Source organism: Sphaerospermopsis kisseleviana CS-549 (assembly GCF_028329225.1).
Lineage (GTDB): Bacteria > Cyanobacteriota > Cyanobacteriia > Cyanobacteriales > Nostocaceae > Sphaerospermopsis > Sphaerospermopsis kisseleviana.
In genome coordinates this window covers 42903-61411 of the sequence record NZ_JAQMTI010000095.1, presented here as the reverse complement: position 1 = coordinate 61411, position 18509 = coordinate 42903, and the positions used below count along the sequence as shown (strand labels likewise).

Here is an 18509-nt window from a genome sequence, read left to right as displayed (position 1 = left end):
TTTTCTTTCATTGGGATGCTCACTTTTAGAGTTAGCTTCTATCTTTGGTTATCTGAAGTTTTCTGTGAACCAAAGCTACTCACCCTTTCTGAAAAGTCAGCAGATATTAATTAATCTTTTTTAATCATTTTGGGAGATGAGTAAAATGTCATCTACAATTTCTACTTTTACTGAACATTTAGATTTTTCTCAATCGGAAATAGAAGCAATACTTTCAAAACCTTTAAGTGAGGTGCTTAACTCACAGGAATTAAAACAAGAATTAGACAGTTTAGATATTCAATTATTGCGGGATACTTTACCCACAGCAGGACAAGTTTTAGCTGAACATTTACCGCCTTTTTATAATTGGTTAAAAAACGAATTAGGGGTTAAGCGTGTTCCTGATAGTCCCGATCATACAACAAAATGGGTAATTAATTTTCTCCATCATCAAGAAAGTTTAAATCACCTCGTTGAGTTACATCGTCCAGTTCCACCAGCAGCTTTGGAAGCAGCTGTTCCTCGTTTGGTAAGTTTATTTGATGGTGTGGAAGATGTTAAAGTTCGTCAGGAATGGGAAAAAGCTGTTGCTGCACTTTGTTTAGTTTTAGTTGTTGATAAAAGACAGAATAATTCGTAATTCGTAATTCGTAATTCGTAATTGGTAATTCATAATTGCTGTAAAAAGTGAAAATCATAAATTAACAGGATTTCCAGAAAAACATGATTTATTTTTGATGAAAATCCTGAAAATCATGGATATCCTGATTCAGACAACATTACCATCTTATTAACACTAACTCAGAGATTTGGACGATGTTGAATCCAAGGATTAGCGGTTTCCAATTGTGCTGCTAAACTAATAATAGTAGACTCGTCCGCAGGTTTACCTATTAATTGCACACTCAGGGGTAAACCATTACTATCAAAACCTACAGGAATCGCTATTGCAGGTAATCCTGTTGCGTTTGCTACTGGACAAGGTGCAACCCATTTGATAATATTTTGAAATATCTCTTCTGGGGTTAAATTTTGCCATTCACCAACTTTAATGGGTGAGTGCAAATAAACCGGTAATACTAACACATCAATATTATCAAAAAAGGCGACTATTTGCCGGGAAACTATCTGCATTTGTGCTAATGCTTGCAAATATTCACCCGCAGAACCTGTTCTCGATAATAAAAATTGATTCAATGGTTGCAGTGCTTCTGGGGGTATTCCTGCTGCTGCTACTCCAGATTGCCATACTATTTGAAATGGTTCTACTAAACCACTCATATCAGGACATTTTTCTGCTATTTCATGTCCAATTTCTGCTAATAATTTAACTGTTTTTAATACTCCTTGTTTGCAGTTTGTGTCAGCATCTCCCAAGGGAGTAATACTGGTACTAAAAGCTATTTTTAACTTCTGGTTTTTTACTTTGGTTGCTGCTAAAAATGAAGGTTCTGGATTTGTCAACCAATAAGGATCTCCGGTAATATATCCAGAAATTACATCTAACATGGCTGCTGCATCTGCTACAGTTCTGGCTATGGGACCATTAACAGCAATTCCTCCCATACGATCGCCTACCGGTGCTTGTGTGACTCTTCCCCTTGCTGGTTTAATTCCCACTACACCACAACAAGCCGCAGGTCCTCTAATTGAACCACCACCATCTGAACCTTGAGCGATCGCACATAATCCTGCTGTCACAGAGGCCGCAGCACCACCACTAGAACCCCCAGGAGTATATTCTAAATTCCAAGGGTTTCTAGCTGGGGGAAAACCTGTAGGTTCACTGTAAGGATAAGAACCTAATTCAGACGTGGCAGTTTTTCCCAAAATTGTAAAACCGGCTTGTTTAATCTTGCTCACTACGCCATCATCATAGTTAGAGATATTTTTAACGAAAGCTGGATTTCCGTAAGTGCAAGTAACACCAGCTACGGCGTTTAAATCTTTAATAGAAATGGGAACACCAAAAAATGGCGGTAATTCTGAAGCGGTTGTGAGTAATTCTGTTTTTGCTTTAGCGTCAGCAATAGCTAAATCTGCTGTGACAGTAAAATAACTTCCTAATTGGGGATTGAAGCGAGAAATTCTATCTAAATATAGTTCTGTCAATTCGAGAGGTGAAACTTCCCGACGACGAATTAATTGTGCTAACTCTAAAGCTGGGGTAAAAGCTAAATCAGTTTCATTCATTGTTGTAATTTGCAACTTTAAATTTGCAACTTTAAATTTTATACATCTATCAGAAGTTATAAATCTTCCATATTTCACAAATATTAACTTATAGCCCAACACAGGGTAGTTAAGACATCAATTTATCATGAAAGTCTTACTAAAATAGGCTTATACTCCTGACTTCTGACTCCGGTTGGTGAGCGACTTGTACTGAGCGCAGTCGAAGTAAGTCGAACCACTGACTCCTACTATATTACTTTTTCACACTTGACCACCCCAAACTTGTAGACTGTTGATAAATCTTCTTTAAAGTATTCACATCTCTGCTAGAAATAGATACAGGGTTACGAACTTGAGAAAAATAAAGTGCGTCAGTTTCTACGGGACTATGACCCCAAATTCCTAAAGCGTGTCCCATTTCATGACGTGCTGCTGCTTGCAAATGTTCCCCTGTTTGAGTGGGACTTAATAAAATAGTAAAACGGTGTAATAAAAAATTATTTTGATTATATAACTCGTATGTCGCTAATGCAGAACGCGCACGGGGAATTTTACTAATGGGGTTTATTTGTAAAGGTGGACGTTGACGCATAATTTTAATATCAGCTTTAATATCAGCAATTTCTGAATTTTCTACTAATTCTAAAGGTAAAAAATTATTCCACTCTTTAATAGCTTGTGAAACTTGATTTACCCATGTTTGCGCTTGTTGTTGATTGATATTTGTAGGAGTTTCAATATTTACTTTAATCGGGAAATGTGACCAAATTAAATAACCATATTTTGTAGGTTGAATTTGCTCAAAATAATCACCACTATTATTTTGATCTTGCCATTTTTCTAAACTTAGTGGTAAAGGATGGGGTTTTTGTATTGATCTTTCCCCTAACCTCTCTGCTACAAGGAAAGGGGAAATTATAGTCTCCTTCCCTGCTAGGGAACGGGGTTGGGGGTTAGGTTCTTTGGCTTGAGTATGAAAATTCGTCAAAATAACTAACAGTCCTGAAATTATGAATAAAGTCAGAACTGTTAATAATTTCCACCCAAAAAAATGATGATTTCTATTTTGGGTTTTGGATATTGATTTTTGGGATATTTTTCCCATTTTTACTTATCTAGGTTTTACTTATTTAGGTAGCCAGTTAGCACTTAAAACCACTGTTAAACCGAGAAAAATTACTACTAACGCCCAGGTGACACGATTTAATGTATTTTCTGCGCTTTTGGTACTGCTAAAGAGTTGAGCTTGGCCACCAATAGCACCGATACCATCACCTTTAGGGCTATGTAGTAAAACCAGGACAATTAAACCTAAGGCAGAAAACGCCCAAATTCCTTGCACAATGTTAGTAATCGACATACGTAATTAAAAATTCCCAAAGATGATCTTGAATATTATTTAACGTAACACGGTTAATTAAAAATTTGATGATTGGTGATTGGTGACTGGTGACTGGTGACTGGTGACTGGGATAATATTACCAATTACCAATTACCCATTACCCATTACCCATTACCCATTACCTCTAAAAAACAGTTAACTGTGAAAAGTTAACTGTCAAAGAAGAGAAATAGATTACAACCCTACTTGTACAGGAGTACGAGAAAGTTGTAAATCATATTCTGCGGCTCTTAGTAGAGATTTACCAGTCATTTCTTCTGGTTGAGGAATTTGTAAAATATCCAAAATAGTGGGTGCAATATCAGCTAACTTACCATCATGTCGCAAGTCAACATTTGCACCATATCCGGGTATTTTCACTTTTTCCCCTTCTACCAAAATGAAGGGAACGGGGTTAGTTGTATGTGCCGTCCAAGGATTACCATCCTCATCTGCCATATACTCAGCGTTACCGTGATCGGCTGTAATTAGCATTGTACCGCCAACTTTGCCGACACTTTCTATAAGTCTGCCTAAACATCGGTCAACGGTTTCAATCGCTGTGACTGTAGCTTCTATTTTTCCTGTGTGGCCTACCATGTCAGGGTTAGCGTAGTTCATCACTACTAAAGAGTAAATACCCTTTTCAATGGCAGCGATCGCCACATCTGTCACCGCCTGGGCGGACATTGCGGGTTCTGTATCGTAGGTGGCTACCATTGGACTGCTGACCAGTTCCCGATCTTCTCCCTTGTATGGGTCCTCTAGTCCCCCATTAAAGAAATAGGTGACATGAGCGTATTTTTCCGTTTCTGCCGTGCGGAACTGTTTTAGATCATGATTTGCAATCACTTCACCCAGAATATTCGTCAAGTTCTGGGGAGTAAAGGCCACAGAGACAGTTAACTCTGGATCATATTGGGTAAATGTCAGAAAAGACAGAGGTGTAATTTGCTGTCTCTCAAAACCCTGAAAATCAACACTAACAAAAGCTTGAGTTAATTCTCTGGCGCGGTCGGGACGGAAATTGAAAAAGATCACCCCATCGCCAGGTGCAACTGCGCCAGGAGTAATTCTGATGGGAACAATAAACTCGTCGGTTACGCCTTCAGCATAAGAGGCTTGCAAGACTTCTAACGCTGTTTTTCCGTTGCCAGCGCCTTCTTGCGTCATTACATCATAAGCTCGTTGGACTCGATCCCAACGGCGATCGCGGTCCATTGCATAATAACGACCGCTAATAGTGGCTATCTGCCCTATTTCCACGCGGTCTATATAATCTTGCAGTTGTGCGATGGCTTTTATTCCATCTGCGGGAAGAGTATCACGCCCGTCCATGATAGCGTGAATACATACATCAGCAATTTGCTGTGATTTGGCTAAGTCCAGTAACCCAAAGAGATGGGTAATGTGGGAATGTACCCCACCGTCAGAACAAAGCCCAATCAAGTGTAACTTGCCATTTCGTGATTTCACTTCCTGGCAAATGTTTACAAGTGCTGGGTTAGCGGCCAGAGAACCGTCTTCAACCGCATCGGAGATGCGTACCAGTTCTTGGGGGACGACACGCCCAGCGCCAATATTCAAATGACCAACTTCCGAGTTGCCCATTTGACCTTCTGGCAACCCTACGGCTTTTCCTGAAGTGCGAATGAGGGTGTGGGGGTAGGCCGCCCACAAACTGTCCATAATGGGAGTTTTAGCGGCAGCGATCGCGTTTCCTCGCTTGTCCTCACAGTAGCCCCATCCATCTAAAATGACTAGCACCACAGGAGCAACAGGTGCTTTGGTCATAGTAAAATTGCCCTTTACTTTTTGTAATAACCGAATGATATCACTACTAACCACAAATTGAAGAAAGAAGTTGAAAAAGAGAGGAGTCAGAAGTTCAGAAGTTCAGAAGTTCAGAAGTTCAGAAGTTCAGGAGTTCAGGAGTTCAGGAGTTCATAAGAATAAGAGTCCGTTAAAACGCACTTTCACTAGGAGACAGAGCATTTATTACCTAGCATTTATCCCTACAACCAATTTTCTAAACTTAAACCTTCAACTCTGGTTAAATCACTATCATTAGAAACCACGGTTAAACCTTTAATTATTGCTGTAGCCGCAATTAAAACATCTTCACTTTGAATCGGTAAACCTTTTAATCTTAAATTCGCATGAATTTCCGCAGCTTTTTCTAAAATCGCTAAATCATCTAGAAAAATTATCGGATATTTTTGACAGAATATGTTAAATCTGGCTCTTTGTTTAGGCGAATCAACCGCTAAAAAACCTCTTCTAATTTCAAAATAGGTAATACAACTAATAAAAATATTGTCTTCTTGAGCTTGAGCTAACTCAATTCTTTCTATAATTAGAGAATTTTGTTTGAGGGCTAAAGAAACTAGGACTTACGCAACTGGCATATTTCTCTGTTCGTAGTAAGCGATTTATCGCTTATTTTTGGCACTAAAGTGCCTACTACAGACTTAAATTTAGACTTTCCTTGTGACACTTGCGTAAGTCCTGGAAACAATATTAGTATCTAATAAATAATTCATATTTTTTATTTGATTATTTTTATAATATTCTCTATTTTCGTTTAATTGCATCTTCAAAATTTGCCATTTGTTCGGGTGTAAAATCTTCACCAATTTTCGCCAGAATTCTCACAGCCATAATACCATCACAACGTTTTTTTAAACTTGCATCTGAGATATGATTAAATTCATCAAAAGATAAGGTTTTTTCAAAAATTTCCACTAAATCATTCACTATTGCAGCATAATTAAGGTTCTCTTTAAATATGGGATTCTCTTCCATTAAAATAGATACTACTCTCTCAACTCTCTTAATCACGGATTCTTGCTCAATGTTTGTTGATAACATAATATTTGCCTCCTGTTATAAATTTAAACTATAAAATTTAAGTATTAAAATTATATCATTTTTAATACTATGGGTCAATTAATCAATAAAAATCCCGTAAATCGTGATTTTGACATAATCAAATCCAAGATACATTAACTTATTGTACTATTATCATACCATGTTCAATAAAAATTTACATAAGTTATTTTATTTCTACTTTACAATATTACGTAATTAGAGATATTATATTTTTTACATTTTGATTTATTTTTTCTGAATCAGGATATCCAGGATTAAAGGATTTACAGGATGTGATTTTTAAATTTCTGGTTTTCCTTTGCGTCTTTGCGTCTACCCTGCGGGATCTCCTGACGGAGATTGCGTGAGATTTTCTCTTATCTTTAAATCCTGATAACAACAAAAAATTAAACAATAACAATCCTGGAAATCCTCAAATCCTGGAAATCCTGATTCAGACAAATAATGATATAATAAAAATATTTGATTCAGGAGTTAAAACAATGACATTGAAACAAGAATCATTAGTGGATGAACTGGAACAAAAAATATATCAAACACTCTTAGATAGATTACCTAATGACGATGACTTTACTAATAGTATCAATAATTTACTAACTTTGCTAGAAAGGGTTTGTAGTGAAAAAGCTGCATATCATTATCAAAATTTACCCAATGAACAGTTTAATTATTGGAATAAGTTTCAACAAGAAATACACCAACTAAAAATACTCAAACAACAAGAAAGAATCAAATCCTATAGAGGAAAACTGCAATGGGAAGATAACCTAGAAGAAAAGAGAATCAACTGATGATTATTGTAGATTCAAGTGTCTGGGTAGATTATTTTAATGGTATAGAAACACCAGAAACTAACAAACTAGATCAACTTTTAGGAGTAGAACCAATAGCTATCAGTGATTTAATTTTAACTGAAGTTTTGCAGGGGTTTCGCTCAGATAATGGATATCAAACAGCAAAAGAATTATTAACTTCTCTGCATATTTTCGAGATGTTAGGATTAGATATTGCTATCAAAAGTGCTGATAATTATAGATTTCTGCGTAAACAAGGTATTACTATTAGGAAAACTGCTGATGTGATTATAGCAACGTTCTGTATTGAAACCCAAAACTCACTTTTATTTAGTGATAAAGATTTTCTACCTTTTGTGAATCATTTGGGTTTAATTCGTGTTCAATAATTTAATTATTTGTCAGAATTAGGATAACCATGATTAAAGGATTGACAAGATATGATTTTTAAATTTATGGTTTTCCTTTGCGTGCGATTTTCTCTGATCTTTAAATCCTGATAACAACAGAAAATTAAACAACAACAATCCTGTTAATCCTTAAATCCTGGACATCCTGATTCAGACAAAAAATCCCCAACTTCAAAAAGTCAGGGACTCACAAATACTTGTTTTTAAAAACAAACCTACTTCTTCTTCGCTGCTGATTTTGCTGATTTTGCTGCTTTCTTTGCTGCTTTTTCCGCTTCTATTGCAGCTAACTTTGCTTGTTCCTTTTCTTCCTCAATCTTCCGCAAATAATAATGGTAATCTCCCAAATAAACCCGAAATTCTCCGTCCCGAATTTCCACAATTTTATTTGCAACTTGGGAGATAAAATAACGGTCGTGAGATACTACAATGGCAGTACCATCATAATTTTGTAATGCTTCCTCCAACATTTCCTTAGCGGGAATATCCAAATGGTTGGTAGGTTCATCTAAAATGATTAAATTAGCAGGTGTTAACAGCATTTTCGCTAATGCTAACCTAGCTTTTTCTCCTCCACTTAAAGCACCCACTTGTTTAAATACTGTATCACCAGCAAATAGAAATCTTCCTAACAAAGTGCGGACTTCTTCATTTTTCCAGTCGGGAACTTCATCATGTATGGTTTCCATGACAGTTTTATTTAAATCTAATGCTTCCGCTTGGTTTTGTTCAAAATAACCAGGGATAACATTATGATCTCCTAGTTTCACAGTTCCTTCTGTGTATGGTTCTACACCCATAATCATTTTCAAAAGTGTAGATTTTCCAGCACCATTGGGACCTAAAAAGGCGATTCTATCACCTCTTTCAATCAACAAATTAGCACCTAAAAACAAAATTTTATCACCATAAGTATGGGTTAAATCCTTAATTTCTACTACTTCTCTACCGCTACGAGGTGCGGGGGGAAAGCGAAAATGTAAGGTTCTAACTCCTGCGGTTGGTGCTTCAATTCTTTCAATTTTTTCTAGTTGCTTTTCTCGGCTTTTTGCTTGGGTACTACGAGTTGCACTAGCGCGGAATCTATCTACAAATGCTTGTTGTTTTTCTAATTCCTTTTGTTGGCGTTCAAAGGCGCTCAATTGTGCAGATTCATTTTCTGCTTTTTGTTGCAGATATGATGAATAATTACCCAGGTAAGTGCTAGAAACTCCTCTTTCAGTTTCGACAATTTGTGTACAAAGACGATCCAAAAATTCCCGATCATGGGAAACTATGACCATTGGTGTCAGTAACTTTTTCAGGTAATTTTCTAACCATTCAATAGTTTCTAAATCTAAATGGTTTGTCGGTTCGTCTAGTAGTAATAAATCTGGTTCTTGTAGGAGAATTTTACCCAAACTCATCCGCATTTGCCAACCACCAGAAAAAGCACTCACTAGGCGATCGCCATCTTCTACTTGAAAGCCCATTTCCGGTAAAATCTTACCAATGCGAGCATCTAAACCATAACCATCCAAGGCTTCAAACTGACGCTGTAATTTATCTAACTTATGAATCAGTTTATCTAATTCCTCCAGGGTGGCAGTTTCCATTTCCCGTTGTACTTCGTGCAAAGCTAACTGAACTGCGTTAGCTTCCTTGAAAACTGTCCAAAATTCTTCATTAACTGTCCGCGTCGGATCAACTTCAAATTCTTGGTTCAGGTATGCTATGTGTAAACTAGCAGGGCGGATAATTTCCCCCGCAGTGGGTTCTATTTCCCCAGAGATAATTTTCAGTTGGGTAGACTTTCCCGCACCGTTAACACCAACCAAACCAATGCGATCACCTGGTTTAACTTCCCAGTTGATATCCTTTAAAACTTCGCCTGTAGGGTAAATTTTACTAATGTGTTCCAGTCGCAACATGAAATATCTCTCAGATAGGGGATATAAGGGTAAAGCTAACGCCACACTCAATCTTAACAAAATTTAACGACATATTTACAAGAATTTAGGAGTCAGGAGTTCAGGAGTATGGCTTCGCCACGCTTCGCTATCAGAAGTCAGGAGAAAGAATTGATTTTTTGTCAGCATTTAGCCGTCGGTTTCCGTCGGTTTCCGTCGATTTCCGGCAGTACCTGAAATATTTAAATACAAAGAATGAAAAGAAACAGATGCAGATAAAATGCACGCAATTAAAACTTTAGGAAATTAAAACTTCACGAAATTAAAACTTTTCAATTCTTGCTATTAGCTGATTACTAATTATTAATTATTAATTATTAATTATTAATTATTAATTATTAATTATTAATTACTGATAGCTCATTACTGACTTCTGACTCCTTGTTCGCGAAGCGTGGCGAAGCCAATCTCCTGACTCCTGACAGCTTTTTGTTACTTAACAATAAGTTACATCAAAATTAATAGAATACACCTGTATTGTGTCTAACAAGGTTGACATTTTGCCATCCTTTAAAGAATCATCTTAGGGAACCCGAAGAATCAAGAGGAAACTATGCACACAGTTATTCTCGTTCTGGTTGAGGTGTTAATTGTAATTGGAATGTCAAGGTTAGTAGGATTGGCATTTAAATCAATTAAACAACCTTTAGTCATCGGTGAAATTGTCGCCGGTATCATGTTGGGACCATCATTATTTGGTTTCATTGCTCCCCATGCAGCAGCTATACTGTTTCCTCCAGAAACCTTACCTTTCCTGAATGTTTTATCTCAGGTAGGACTAATATTTTTCATGTTTTTGATAGGTTTAGAGCTAAATCCTAAATATCTCAGCGGTAATTTAAAATCAGCGATTATTATTTCCAATATCAGCATAATTGTGCCGTTTTCTCTAGCTGCGATTTTATCTTTGCTGTTGTATCCACTCATTTCTAATGCTAGTGTATCTTTTACCGCCTTCGCTTTATTTTTAGGTGCAGCAATGTCAATCACAGCTTTTCCTGTATTGGCCAGAATTATTACCGAAAATAATTTACAAGGGACAAAATTAGGAACATTAGCTTTAACTTGCGCCGCCGTTGATAATGTAACAGCGTGGTGTATTTTAGCAATAGCGATCGCAGTCGCTCGTAATGGTAGCATCAATCAAAACGCTATCCTCACCATTTTTGAAAGCCTCATCTACATTGGTTTTATGTTCACCATAGGGCGGTGGTTTCTCAAACATCTTCTTACCCATTATCGCCGCACAGGAAAGTTAAGCCAACTTCTTCTAGCGTTAATTTATATGGGAGTAGTTGCATCTGCTCTCATTACTGAATTTATCGGTATTCACCTGATTTTCGGCGCATTTTTATTAGGTGCAGTCATGCCCAAAAATGCCAAATTAGTCAGAGAATTAGCCGTAAAAACTGAAGATTTCGTCTTAATTTTTCTCCTCCCTGTGTTTTTTGCCTATAGTGGTTTAAGAACCCAAATAGGTTTACTCAACAGTCCACAATTATGGTTACTATGTGCATTAGTTTTAGGAGTAGCCATAGCAGGAAAGTATTTTGGTGCTTACTTCGCCGCCCGTGTCAGTGGGATTAATAAAAGAGAAGCATCAGCCCTGGGTTGGTTAATGAATACTCGCGGATTAACAGAATTAATTGTTTTAAATATTGGCTTGGAATTAGGAGTAATATCACCTTTACTATTTACCATGTTGGTAGTGATGGCTTTGGTAACAACATTTATGACATCACCATTATTAGAATGGACTTATCCCAAACAGTTAATTAAATTAGATGTTGTTGAACCAGAAGCAAAACAAGAGACAAATACAAACACAGAAATAATAGAAACAATAGAAACAATAGAAACAATAGAATCTTTTGTTACTCCATATCGGATTTTAGTACCTGTAGCCAACCCCAGCACCCAGAAAGGTTTAGTGCAATTAGCAGTAGCGATCGCCCTCAACTATCGACAACCTGCTGTGATCAATCCTCTCAGTTTAATCGAATTAGAGGAAGACTACGGTTTTGAAAATACACCCACAGAAGCTAACCGCTTAATTACCGAGCGTCGTCACCAACTAGAAGAATTAATTGATACTCTAGAACCGTCAATCATTCGCTCTTATATCCATCCTATCGTTCGCATATCTAGCAATGTCGCTAGAGAAACAGCCCAAATAGCCCAAATAGAACAGCCTGACTTAATACTGGTAGGATGGCATCGTCCAGCCTTTAGTAATAATCGCTTAGGTGGTAGAGTTGGACAAATTCTCAGCACCGCACCAGTAGATGTAGCAGTATTCATAGATAGAGGCGGCGATCGCCTGGAAAATTTGCTAGTTCCCTACTCTGCAAATATCCATGATGACTTAGCCCTGATCCTTGCCCTGCGACTACTCATCAACCGTGATACCTGTATGTTGCAGATTTTACAAGTCTTAACAGCAAATCAAACCCAAGATGAATTAAGTTATGAATTAAACGGAATGATTTCCCAACTACCAGCCAATGTACGCGATCGCATAGAAATCAAAACCATCAGCGATCCAGAACCCATGTCAGCCGTACTTGCAGCCTCAGAAAATATTGACTTAACCATTGCTGGTACTAGTCGCGCTTGGGGTATTGAAAGACAAACTTTAGGAAGATACACAGATGAACTTGCTATTCAATGTCGTTCTTCCCTACTTATCACCCGTCGTTATAGTCAAGTTACCTCTCATCTGAGTTCCCTACTACTAGAAACTAGCTACCAAGAAACAATACATAATTAATTCGTAATTCGTAATAGTGCCTCCGGCACGCTGCGCGAACGTAATTCGTAATCACCAATCATCAACAACATCTAAAATATGAAAAGTCTACTCAAAACCAGGCAAGTTTTACCATCCAATCTTTTGAAGATCAGCTTATTGTTATTATCTACAACAATAACCCTAAATACTTGCATTAATCTGGCAATTGCCAATTTACCAAAATCAAAAGTAACACTCAACAAATGGCAACTTAACCCCAAATCCCAACAGCTAGAAATTACCCTTTCCGCAAATACAAAACCAGAGTATTTCTACCTGGATCAACCCCCCCGTCTAGTTGTAGATTTGCCTAACACCCAATTAGGCAATGTCAACACCCAAAAAAGCTATTCTGGAACAATCCAGAAAATTCGCGTTTCCCAATTTAGCCCACACATCACCCGCCTAGTCATTGACTTAAAACCAGGAACTTTTGTCGATGTCAGCAAAGTAAAACTGCAACCCGCTTTCCCAAAAAACCCCACGCGCTGGGTATTACGCCCCATATTCTCCCATCATAACACCACTAACAGCAATCAACCATCTCCATCATCTTTAATGACTCTGCCACCACCAACCACCAACTTACCCACCAACCAACAACCTTTAGTTACAGCACCATCCCTAAATTCTCAAAACCCCTCTCGATTATCCAACTTAACCATCATCCCCGCCAATTCTGCCAACTCTTCAGAAAACACCAATATGATTACAATTCCTAATTCTTCTGCAAATATTCCTAATTCACAGAATTATTCAAATCAAAATTTTAGCGTTCCTATTATCGAATTTGGCCAACCCATACCAACCACTAACTGGTGACTGGTGACTGGTGACTGGGGATACAATGAAAAGATTTTGGATTTTGGATTTTGGATTGTTTTTGTCAACTTCAATCTAAAATCTAAAATCTAAAATCTAAAATTATTCTGCCTCCTGACTCCTTGAACTCCTTCTCCTAGAATCTTTCTGTTTCCTGCGTTGGTGCAACAGCACCCGGTTGAGATAAGAAGAAATTCTGAGCAGATTCGTTTTGATATATACACCTAATATCTGGCTTCTCACTATCCAAGTCACCAGTAAAGCCAAAAGTATTCAGGCGATTTTTACACTCTCTCACCTGATCAGAAGTCACAAGTCTTTTATTTTCTAAAATAGCCCAGTTATTTTGACGGATTACACATCCAGGACGAATACTAGGCTGGGCAACATAGACATTAAAGGGGTTCAGAGTGACAAATAATCTCGCATCCATCACCATCGCACTAGCCCCATATTGCACACAAATTTCCGGGTTTGGTGCTTTAGTATCAATAAATTCACGGGAAGCCACATTAGATGGAGTTAAAGTAGTTGTAGAACTAAATGCAATACCAATCCCAATACCTAAAATCAACACCCCTCCCAAAACGGCAATAGTGGTGAAATTAAAGATAGGAGATTGGAAAATAGAGGGTTTAGTAGTAGTAGCTGACCTAACAGTTGATTTACGTCTCATTTTTGCTTGATCACCTTCACGCCAATTTTGAGGAGGGAGTGGTTTCTTATCTCCGATACAAAAAAGCTAACTAATGCTAACAAAAGTTGGCTTTTTCTTCCTGTTTCACCAGTTCGACTACGCTCACTGAACTCCTAGAAGTGTATTTAGAGTCAGCAGTCAGCCAAAAAACAACTGACCACTGACCATTAACCATTAACTAACTAGCTAACAGAGTTTTTTCCAGTGAAGTCCAACGGAAATAGCGATCGCCACCCCGTTCAATTACCACTTTCACCCGTGGTTCTAATTTCGGCAAGTTCGCTAAATATTCCACTTCCTGATCAGAAAGAATATTGCCCTCAATAATCCACAGCAATAAACCCTTAGACTTAGGAGGTAGTTGTTCCAAATGAGAACCAATCAAAGGTGGTAGATAATACACATCACCCACTGCTGCACCGCTACCAGTGCTTTTTTTACCTAGATGGGGAGGTCTCACACCATGAACTCCCATCAAATAGGCCGCCACATCTCCCAAACCTCTAGCTGTAATATGGAGGTTAACATAGCCCGCAGCGCGTAAACGACGGCGATAGCGACCTTCGTGGCCTCCCTCCAACGGAACAAATACACCTAAAGAGCCAAATTTCTCCAAATCCCGGATGAAACCCCTGCCAGTGGTAATTAGTGCCATAGATTTTCGTCTTATTTCACTTAGATATTTCTATTATTTACCTTTGGATGGTAGATTAAGTTAAGTTAAGTTATAGAATTTTATCAACATCCAGCATCAACCCCTCTCAAAAAAAATCTTCCCCATAAACCACTGGACAAACACAACTTAATATATTATATTGTTAGATTGTGACCAAACTGTAAAATCAGGTAACTTTCTAAATTAGCAACCTCAAGCAAAAACAGCATCAGTGATTGATGACTGAAAAACAATCTTCCAGCAATATCTGGTAGAAAAGAGCAAGAGACTGGTAAACTAGAAAAGCATTTAGGTCAAAACAAGAAGCTAGAGGCTCATAACCCACAGCCAAAACCAAGCTTCAGTCCGAGTTCACTCCCGCAGCCCCTAAAACAAGGCAAATCCTCAAACAATAGTTTAAGGTATTAAAAGCAGTAGAGCCTGAACAGCAGTTTTCAGGAAATGGATACTGAATGGAAACATCCATTTAAGTCCTACTACCAACGGAGAGTGCCAGAGCAATGGCTTAGACGAAAGCATTGCTGCACAAAAACGCAAAGCAATAGCGTCTTGCATTGATACCAGAAATAATACCTTCCCATAAAAAAGGTAATTATCACTGTTCTGGTGGACAAGAAAGTGAAACAATAGACGGATTCACCTAACAGTAGACAAACAGTTTGTTGCGTCATCAAAAATTTGCACTGTCAAACGCCAGTCCAAATTTGCGGAGATAGAATCTTCACAATGACGTTAAGAAACTTGTCTCTTAGAAATCCGATTTCCAGGTCAGCAACTAGATAAGGAGAACCAGTTACTGTGTCTGTAGGTATTCTCGGCACCAAGCTGGGCATGACCCAAATCTTTGACGAAGCAGGAGTAGCTATTCCTGTCACCGTAATCAAAGCAGGTCCATGCACTGTCACACAAGTTAAAACAAAACAGACCGACGGTTACTCCGCCATTCAAGTTGGCTATGGCGAAGTTAAACCCAAGGCATTGAATCAACCGAAACTAGGACACTTGGCAAAATCATCTGCCCCAGCATTGCGGCATTTGAACGAGTATCGTACTGATACAGCCAGTGAATATGCTTTAGGACAAGAAATTAAAGCAGATATTTTTAGTGAAGGTCAAATTGTAGACGTAATCGGTACAAGTATCGGTCGTGGTTTTGCCGGCAACCAGAAGCGTAACAACTTCGGACGCGGACCCATGTCACACGGTTCCAAAAACCATAGAGCGCCCGGTTCTATCGGTGCAGGTACAACCCCTGGTCGTGTTTATCCTGGAAAACGGATGGCAGGCAGACTAGGCGGAACTCGCGTTACAATTCGCAAACTGACCGTAGTCAAAGTAGATGCAGAACGCAACCTGATCCTGGTTAAAGGCGCGATTCCTGGCAAACCAGGCGGCTTAGTGAACGTAGTACCCACAAACAAAGTTGGTAATAAATAGTTTTAGTTGATTAGCTGTCAGCATTAACTGACAACTGACCACTAACAAAGGACACAAACATGGTTGAGAGTGTAGTTAAAAATTGGCAAGGCGAAGAAGTTGGTCAGACCAGCTTCGAGTTGCGAGTTGCCAAAGAAGAAACAGCGGCGCACATAGTACACCGCGCCCTCGTCAGACAAATGACTAATTCTCGCCAAGGTACAGTCAGCACCAAAACCCGTTCAGAAGTACGAGGTGGAGGACGCAAACCTTGGAGACAAAAAGGCACCGGTCGCGCCCGTGCAGGTTCTATTCGTTCACCATTATGGCGTGGTGGTGGTGTGATCTTTGGACCTAAACCCAGAGATTTCAACATCAAACTCAACCGTAAAGAAAGACGTTTAGCACTGAGGACAGCCTTTGTTAGTCGTGCAGAAGATTTAATAGTTGTAGAAGAATTTAGCAACGAACTACAACGCCCCAAAACCAAAGAATTGGTAGCAGCATTAGCCCGTTGGGGAGCAGTCCCAGAGCAAAAAACCTTGTTAATTTTGTCTGAGATCGCGGAAAACGTGAATTTATCAGCCCGCAATGTAGAAAATTTAAAAGTAATTGCAGCTGATCAGTTAAATGTATTTGATTTACTGCACGCCGGCAAAATTGTAGTTACATCCTCAGCTTTAACAAAAATTCAGGAGGTCTACAGTGCCTAACTTTGACCCCCGCAACCTACCCGACTTGGTGCGTCGTCCTATTCTCACCGAGAAAGCGACCATCCTCATGGAGCAAAACAAATACACATTTGAAGTAACTCCTAAATCAACCAAGACACAGATTAAAGCGGCAATTGAAGACTTATTTGCAGTCAAAGTTGTTAAGGTTAACACCACCTTACCACCACGTAAAAAACGCCGTGTAGGTAAATTTATCGGCTTCAAGCCTCAGTACAAAAAAGCGATTGTTACCGTCGCCGCTGGGGACGAAGACAAAATCAGACAAGTTCTCTTCCCAGATGTTTAAAAATTGGCGAATGGCGGATCAGGAATTGAGAAAGGTATTGATTACCAATCACCAATCACCAATCACCAATCACCAATCACCAATTACCAATTAGCAAAGCAAATCGTTTATGGGTACTCGTTCTTATCGCCCTTATACCCCCAGTACTCGCCAAGTTACAATCTCCGACTTTGCGGAAATCACCAAAACTGAGCCAGAAAAATCACTAACTGAATCAGTACATCGTGCCAAAGGTCGGAATAATCAAGGGCGGATAACCAGCCGTCGTCGGGGAGGCGGACACAAGAAACTATACCGGATTATCGACTTTAAGAGAGATAAACGGAATATAGCAGCTACAGTTACAGCAATTGAATATGATCCTAACCGGAATGCGCGAATCGCCTTAGTCCAGTACGAAGATGGCGAAAAGCGGTATATATTACATCCCAATGGCTTGAAAGTAGGCGCAAAAATTATTGCTGGATCTGAAGCACCTTTTGAAGATGGTAATGCCCTGCCTCTGTCTAACATTCCCTTGGGTACTAACGTTCACAACGTAGAACTGACAGCAGGTAAAGGCGGTCAAATTGTCCGTGCTGCTGGTGCAACAGCCCAAGTTGTGGCTAAAGAAGGTAACTATGTGACATTGAAATTACCTTCTGGTGAAGTTCGCATGATACGTAAAGAATGTTACGCCACCATCGGACAAGTAGGCAACACCGACGCGAGAAACCTGAGTGCTGGTAAAGCCGGACGGAATCGCTGGAAAGGTCGCCGTCCTAAGGTTAGAGGTAGCGTCATGAACCCAGTAGACCACCCACATGGTGGTGGTGAAGGTAGAGCGCCCATTGGTAGATCAGGTCCTGTGACACCTTGGGGTAAACCAGCGTTAGGTGCTAAGACCCGCAAGCGCAAAAAAGCCAGCACTAAATTAATTGTCCGTCGTCGCCGTAAGTCCTCTAAACGGGGTCGTGGCGGTCGTCAGTCTTAGAATTTTAGATTTTAAATTTTGGATTTTAGATTCAGTTAACTTGTGGGCATCTGCAAAATTATGAAAATAACAGAAGTCTTGACAAGTAGCTTGAATCATCCAAAATCCGAAATTATCAATCCAAAATCCGTATTGAAAAGTTCTGATCGGCGGAAACCGCCGCTCCGACTTTCCGCAAAATCAAAAATCAAAAATTGAACTATGGGTCGTTCTTTAAAAAAAGGTCCTTTCGTTGCTGATCACTTACTCAGCAAAATCGAAAAGCTGAACGAGAAAAACGAAAAGCAAGTCATCAAAACTTGGTCGAGAGCTTCAACAATCATACCCGTTATGGTGGGTCATACCATCGCTGTACACAATGGTAAACAGCACGTTCCCGTATTTGTGAACGAACAAATGGTAGGACATAAGTTGGGAGAATTTGCTCCAACCCGCACCTACAGAGGTCATGGTAAGAGTGATAAAAAATCGGGGAGATAGTCATTGGTAAAAGGTGACAGGTGACAGGTGACAGGTGACAGAGAAAATGCG

General features: G+C 39.1%; 19 protein-coding genes. 10 read left to right on the top strand and 9 right to left on the bottom strand.

The genetic code is table 11. The features are described from left to right. Positions 1-145: 145 nt before the first annotated feature. On the top strand, positions 146-622 hold the full coding sequence (locus PN497_RS07365) for a hypothetical protein (RefSeq protein WP_096572766.1): 477 nt from the start codon (positions 146-148) through the stop codon (positions 620-622). A 161-nt stretch (positions 623-783) separates the two neighbouring features. On the opposite strand, the gene PN497_RS07360 is transcribed toward PN497_RS07365, so the two are convergent. The 6 genes from PN497_RS07360 to PN497_RS07335 all read right to left on the bottom strand — a co-directional run bounded on the left by PN497_RS07360 (position 784) and on the right by PN497_RS07335 (position 6409). Continuing rightward, the gene (locus tag PN497_RS07360) at positions 784-2175 is read right to left on the bottom strand and encodes an amidase (RefSeq protein ID WP_096570328.1); all 1392 of its coding nucleotides are present in this window, start codon (positions 2173-2175) and stop codon (positions 784-786) included. A 235-nt stretch (positions 2176-2410) separates the two neighbouring features. Beyond that, positions 2411-3262 (bottom strand): peptidase, encoded by an 852-nt coding sequence (locus tag PN497_RS07355; RefSeq protein ID WP_096570330.1) that lies wholly within the window; start codon positions 3260-3262, stop codon positions 2411-2413. A gap of 21 nt (positions 3263-3283) precedes the next feature. Further along, a complete protein-coding gene (secG, locus tag PN497_RS07350) occupies positions 3284-3517 on the bottom strand; it encodes a preprotein translocase subunit SecG (protein ID WP_096570332.1) in 234 nt (77 codons plus the stop codon). A gap of 216 nt (positions 3518-3733) precedes the next feature. Then, the gene (gpmI, locus tag PN497_RS07345) at positions 3734-5332 is read right to left on the bottom strand and encodes a 2,3-bisphosphoglycerate-independent phosphoglycerate mutase (RefSeq protein WP_096572767.1); all 1599 of its coding nucleotides are present in this window, start codon (positions 5330-5332) and stop codon (positions 3734-3736) included. A gap of 221 nt (positions 5333-5553) precedes the next feature. Continuing rightward, positions 5554-5883, bottom strand: coding sequence for a PIN domain-containing protein (locus tag PN497_RS07340; protein WP_334310626.1), 330 nt, complete (start codon positions 5881-5883; stop codon positions 5554-5556). Positions 5884-6112: 229 nt separating this feature from the next. After that, complete coding sequence (locus PN497_RS07335; RefSeq protein ID WP_096570334.1) at positions 6113-6409, bottom strand: hypothetical protein; 297 nt, start codon at positions 6407-6409, stop codon at positions 6113-6115. A gap of 503 nt (positions 6410-6912) precedes the next feature. On the opposite strand from PN497_RS07335, the gene PN497_RS07330 reads away from it, so the two are divergent. Beyond that, on the top strand, positions 6913-7221 hold the full coding sequence (locus tag PN497_RS07330; RefSeq protein ID WP_096570336.1) for a hypothetical protein: 309 nt from the start codon (positions 6913-6915) through the stop codon (positions 7219-7221). After that, the gene (vapC, locus tag PN497_RS07325) at positions 7221-7613 is read left to right on the top strand and encodes a type II toxin-antitoxin system VapC family toxin (RefSeq protein WP_096570338.1); all 393 of its coding nucleotides are present in this window, start codon (positions 7221-7223) and stop codon (positions 7611-7613) included. Before PN497_RS07330 ends, vapC begins: the two co-directional genes overlap by 1 nt. Before the next feature lie 236 nt (positions 7614-7849). Here vapC and PN497_RS07320 read toward each other — a convergent pair whose 3' ends face one another. Beyond that, positions 7850-9544 carry an ABC-F family ATP-binding cassette domain-containing protein gene (locus tag PN497_RS07320; protein ID WP_096570340.1) on the bottom strand — a complete coding sequence of 565 codons (1695 nt, stop codon included), beginning with the start codon at positions 9542-9544 and terminating at the stop codon, positions 7850-7852. Between the two features lie 592 nt (positions 9545-10136). Between PN497_RS07320 and PN497_RS07315 the strand changes: the two genes are divergently transcribed. Then, the gene (locus PN497_RS07315) at positions 10137-12353 is read left to right on the top strand and encodes a cation:proton antiporter (protein ID WP_096570342.1); all 2217 of its coding nucleotides are present in this window, start codon (positions 10137-10139) and stop codon (positions 12351-12353) included. Positions 12354-12431: 78 nt separating this feature from the next. After that, positions 12432-13196, top strand: coding sequence for an AMIN domain-containing protein (locus tag PN497_RS07310; RefSeq protein WP_096570344.1), 765 nt, complete (start codon positions 12432-12434; stop codon positions 13194-13196). Between the two features lie 136 nt (positions 13197-13332). Here PN497_RS07310 and PN497_RS07305 read toward each other — a convergent pair whose 3' ends face one another. Both PN497_RS07305 and ndhN read right to left on the bottom strand, forming a co-directional pair. Then, positions 13333-13872, bottom strand: a complete 540-nt coding sequence (locus PN497_RS07305) for a DUF3172 domain-containing protein (RefSeq protein WP_096570346.1) — start codon at positions 13870-13872, stop codon at positions 13333-13335. Between the two features lie 199 nt (positions 13873-14071). Then, positions 14072-14548, bottom strand: coding sequence for an NAD(P)H-quinone oxidoreductase subunit N (gene ndhN / locus PN497_RS07300; RefSeq protein WP_096570348.1), 477 nt, complete (start codon positions 14546-14548; stop codon positions 14072-14074). An 819-nt stretch (positions 14549-15367) separates the two neighbouring features. On the opposite strand from ndhN, the gene rplC reads away from it, so the two are divergent. From rplC to rpsS, 5 genes are all read left to right on the top strand, one after another. Continuing rightward, positions 15368-16006: a 50S ribosomal protein L3 gene (gene rplC, locus PN497_RS07295; RefSeq protein WP_096570351.1), complete on the top strand. Its 639-nt coding sequence runs from the start codon at positions 15368-15370 to the stop codon at positions 16004-16006. Positions 16007-16065: 59 nt separating this feature from the next. Continuing rightward, positions 16066-16698 carry a 50S ribosomal protein L4 gene (rplD, locus tag PN497_RS07290; RefSeq protein ID WP_096570353.1) on the top strand — a complete coding sequence of 211 codons (633 nt, stop codon included), beginning with the start codon at positions 16066-16068 and terminating at the stop codon, positions 16696-16698. Then, positions 16691-17005, top strand: coding sequence for a 50S ribosomal protein L23 (locus PN497_RS07285; RefSeq protein ID WP_096570355.1), 315 nt, complete (start codon positions 16691-16693; stop codon positions 17003-17005). The genes rplD and PN497_RS07285 overlap by 8 nt, the downstream gene beginning before the upstream one ends. 109 nt (positions 17006-17114) lie before the next feature. Then, on the top strand, positions 17115-17978 hold the full coding sequence (rplB, locus tag PN497_RS07280; RefSeq protein ID WP_096570357.1) for a 50S ribosomal protein L2: 864 nt from the start codon (positions 17115-17117) through the stop codon (positions 17976-17978). A gap of 201 nt (positions 17979-18179) precedes the next feature. Further along, positions 18180-18458, top strand: coding sequence for a 30S ribosomal protein S19 (gene rpsS / locus PN497_RS07275; RefSeq protein WP_096570360.1), 279 nt, complete (start codon positions 18180-18182; stop codon positions 18456-18458). Positions 18459-18509 lie beyond the last annotated feature (51 nt).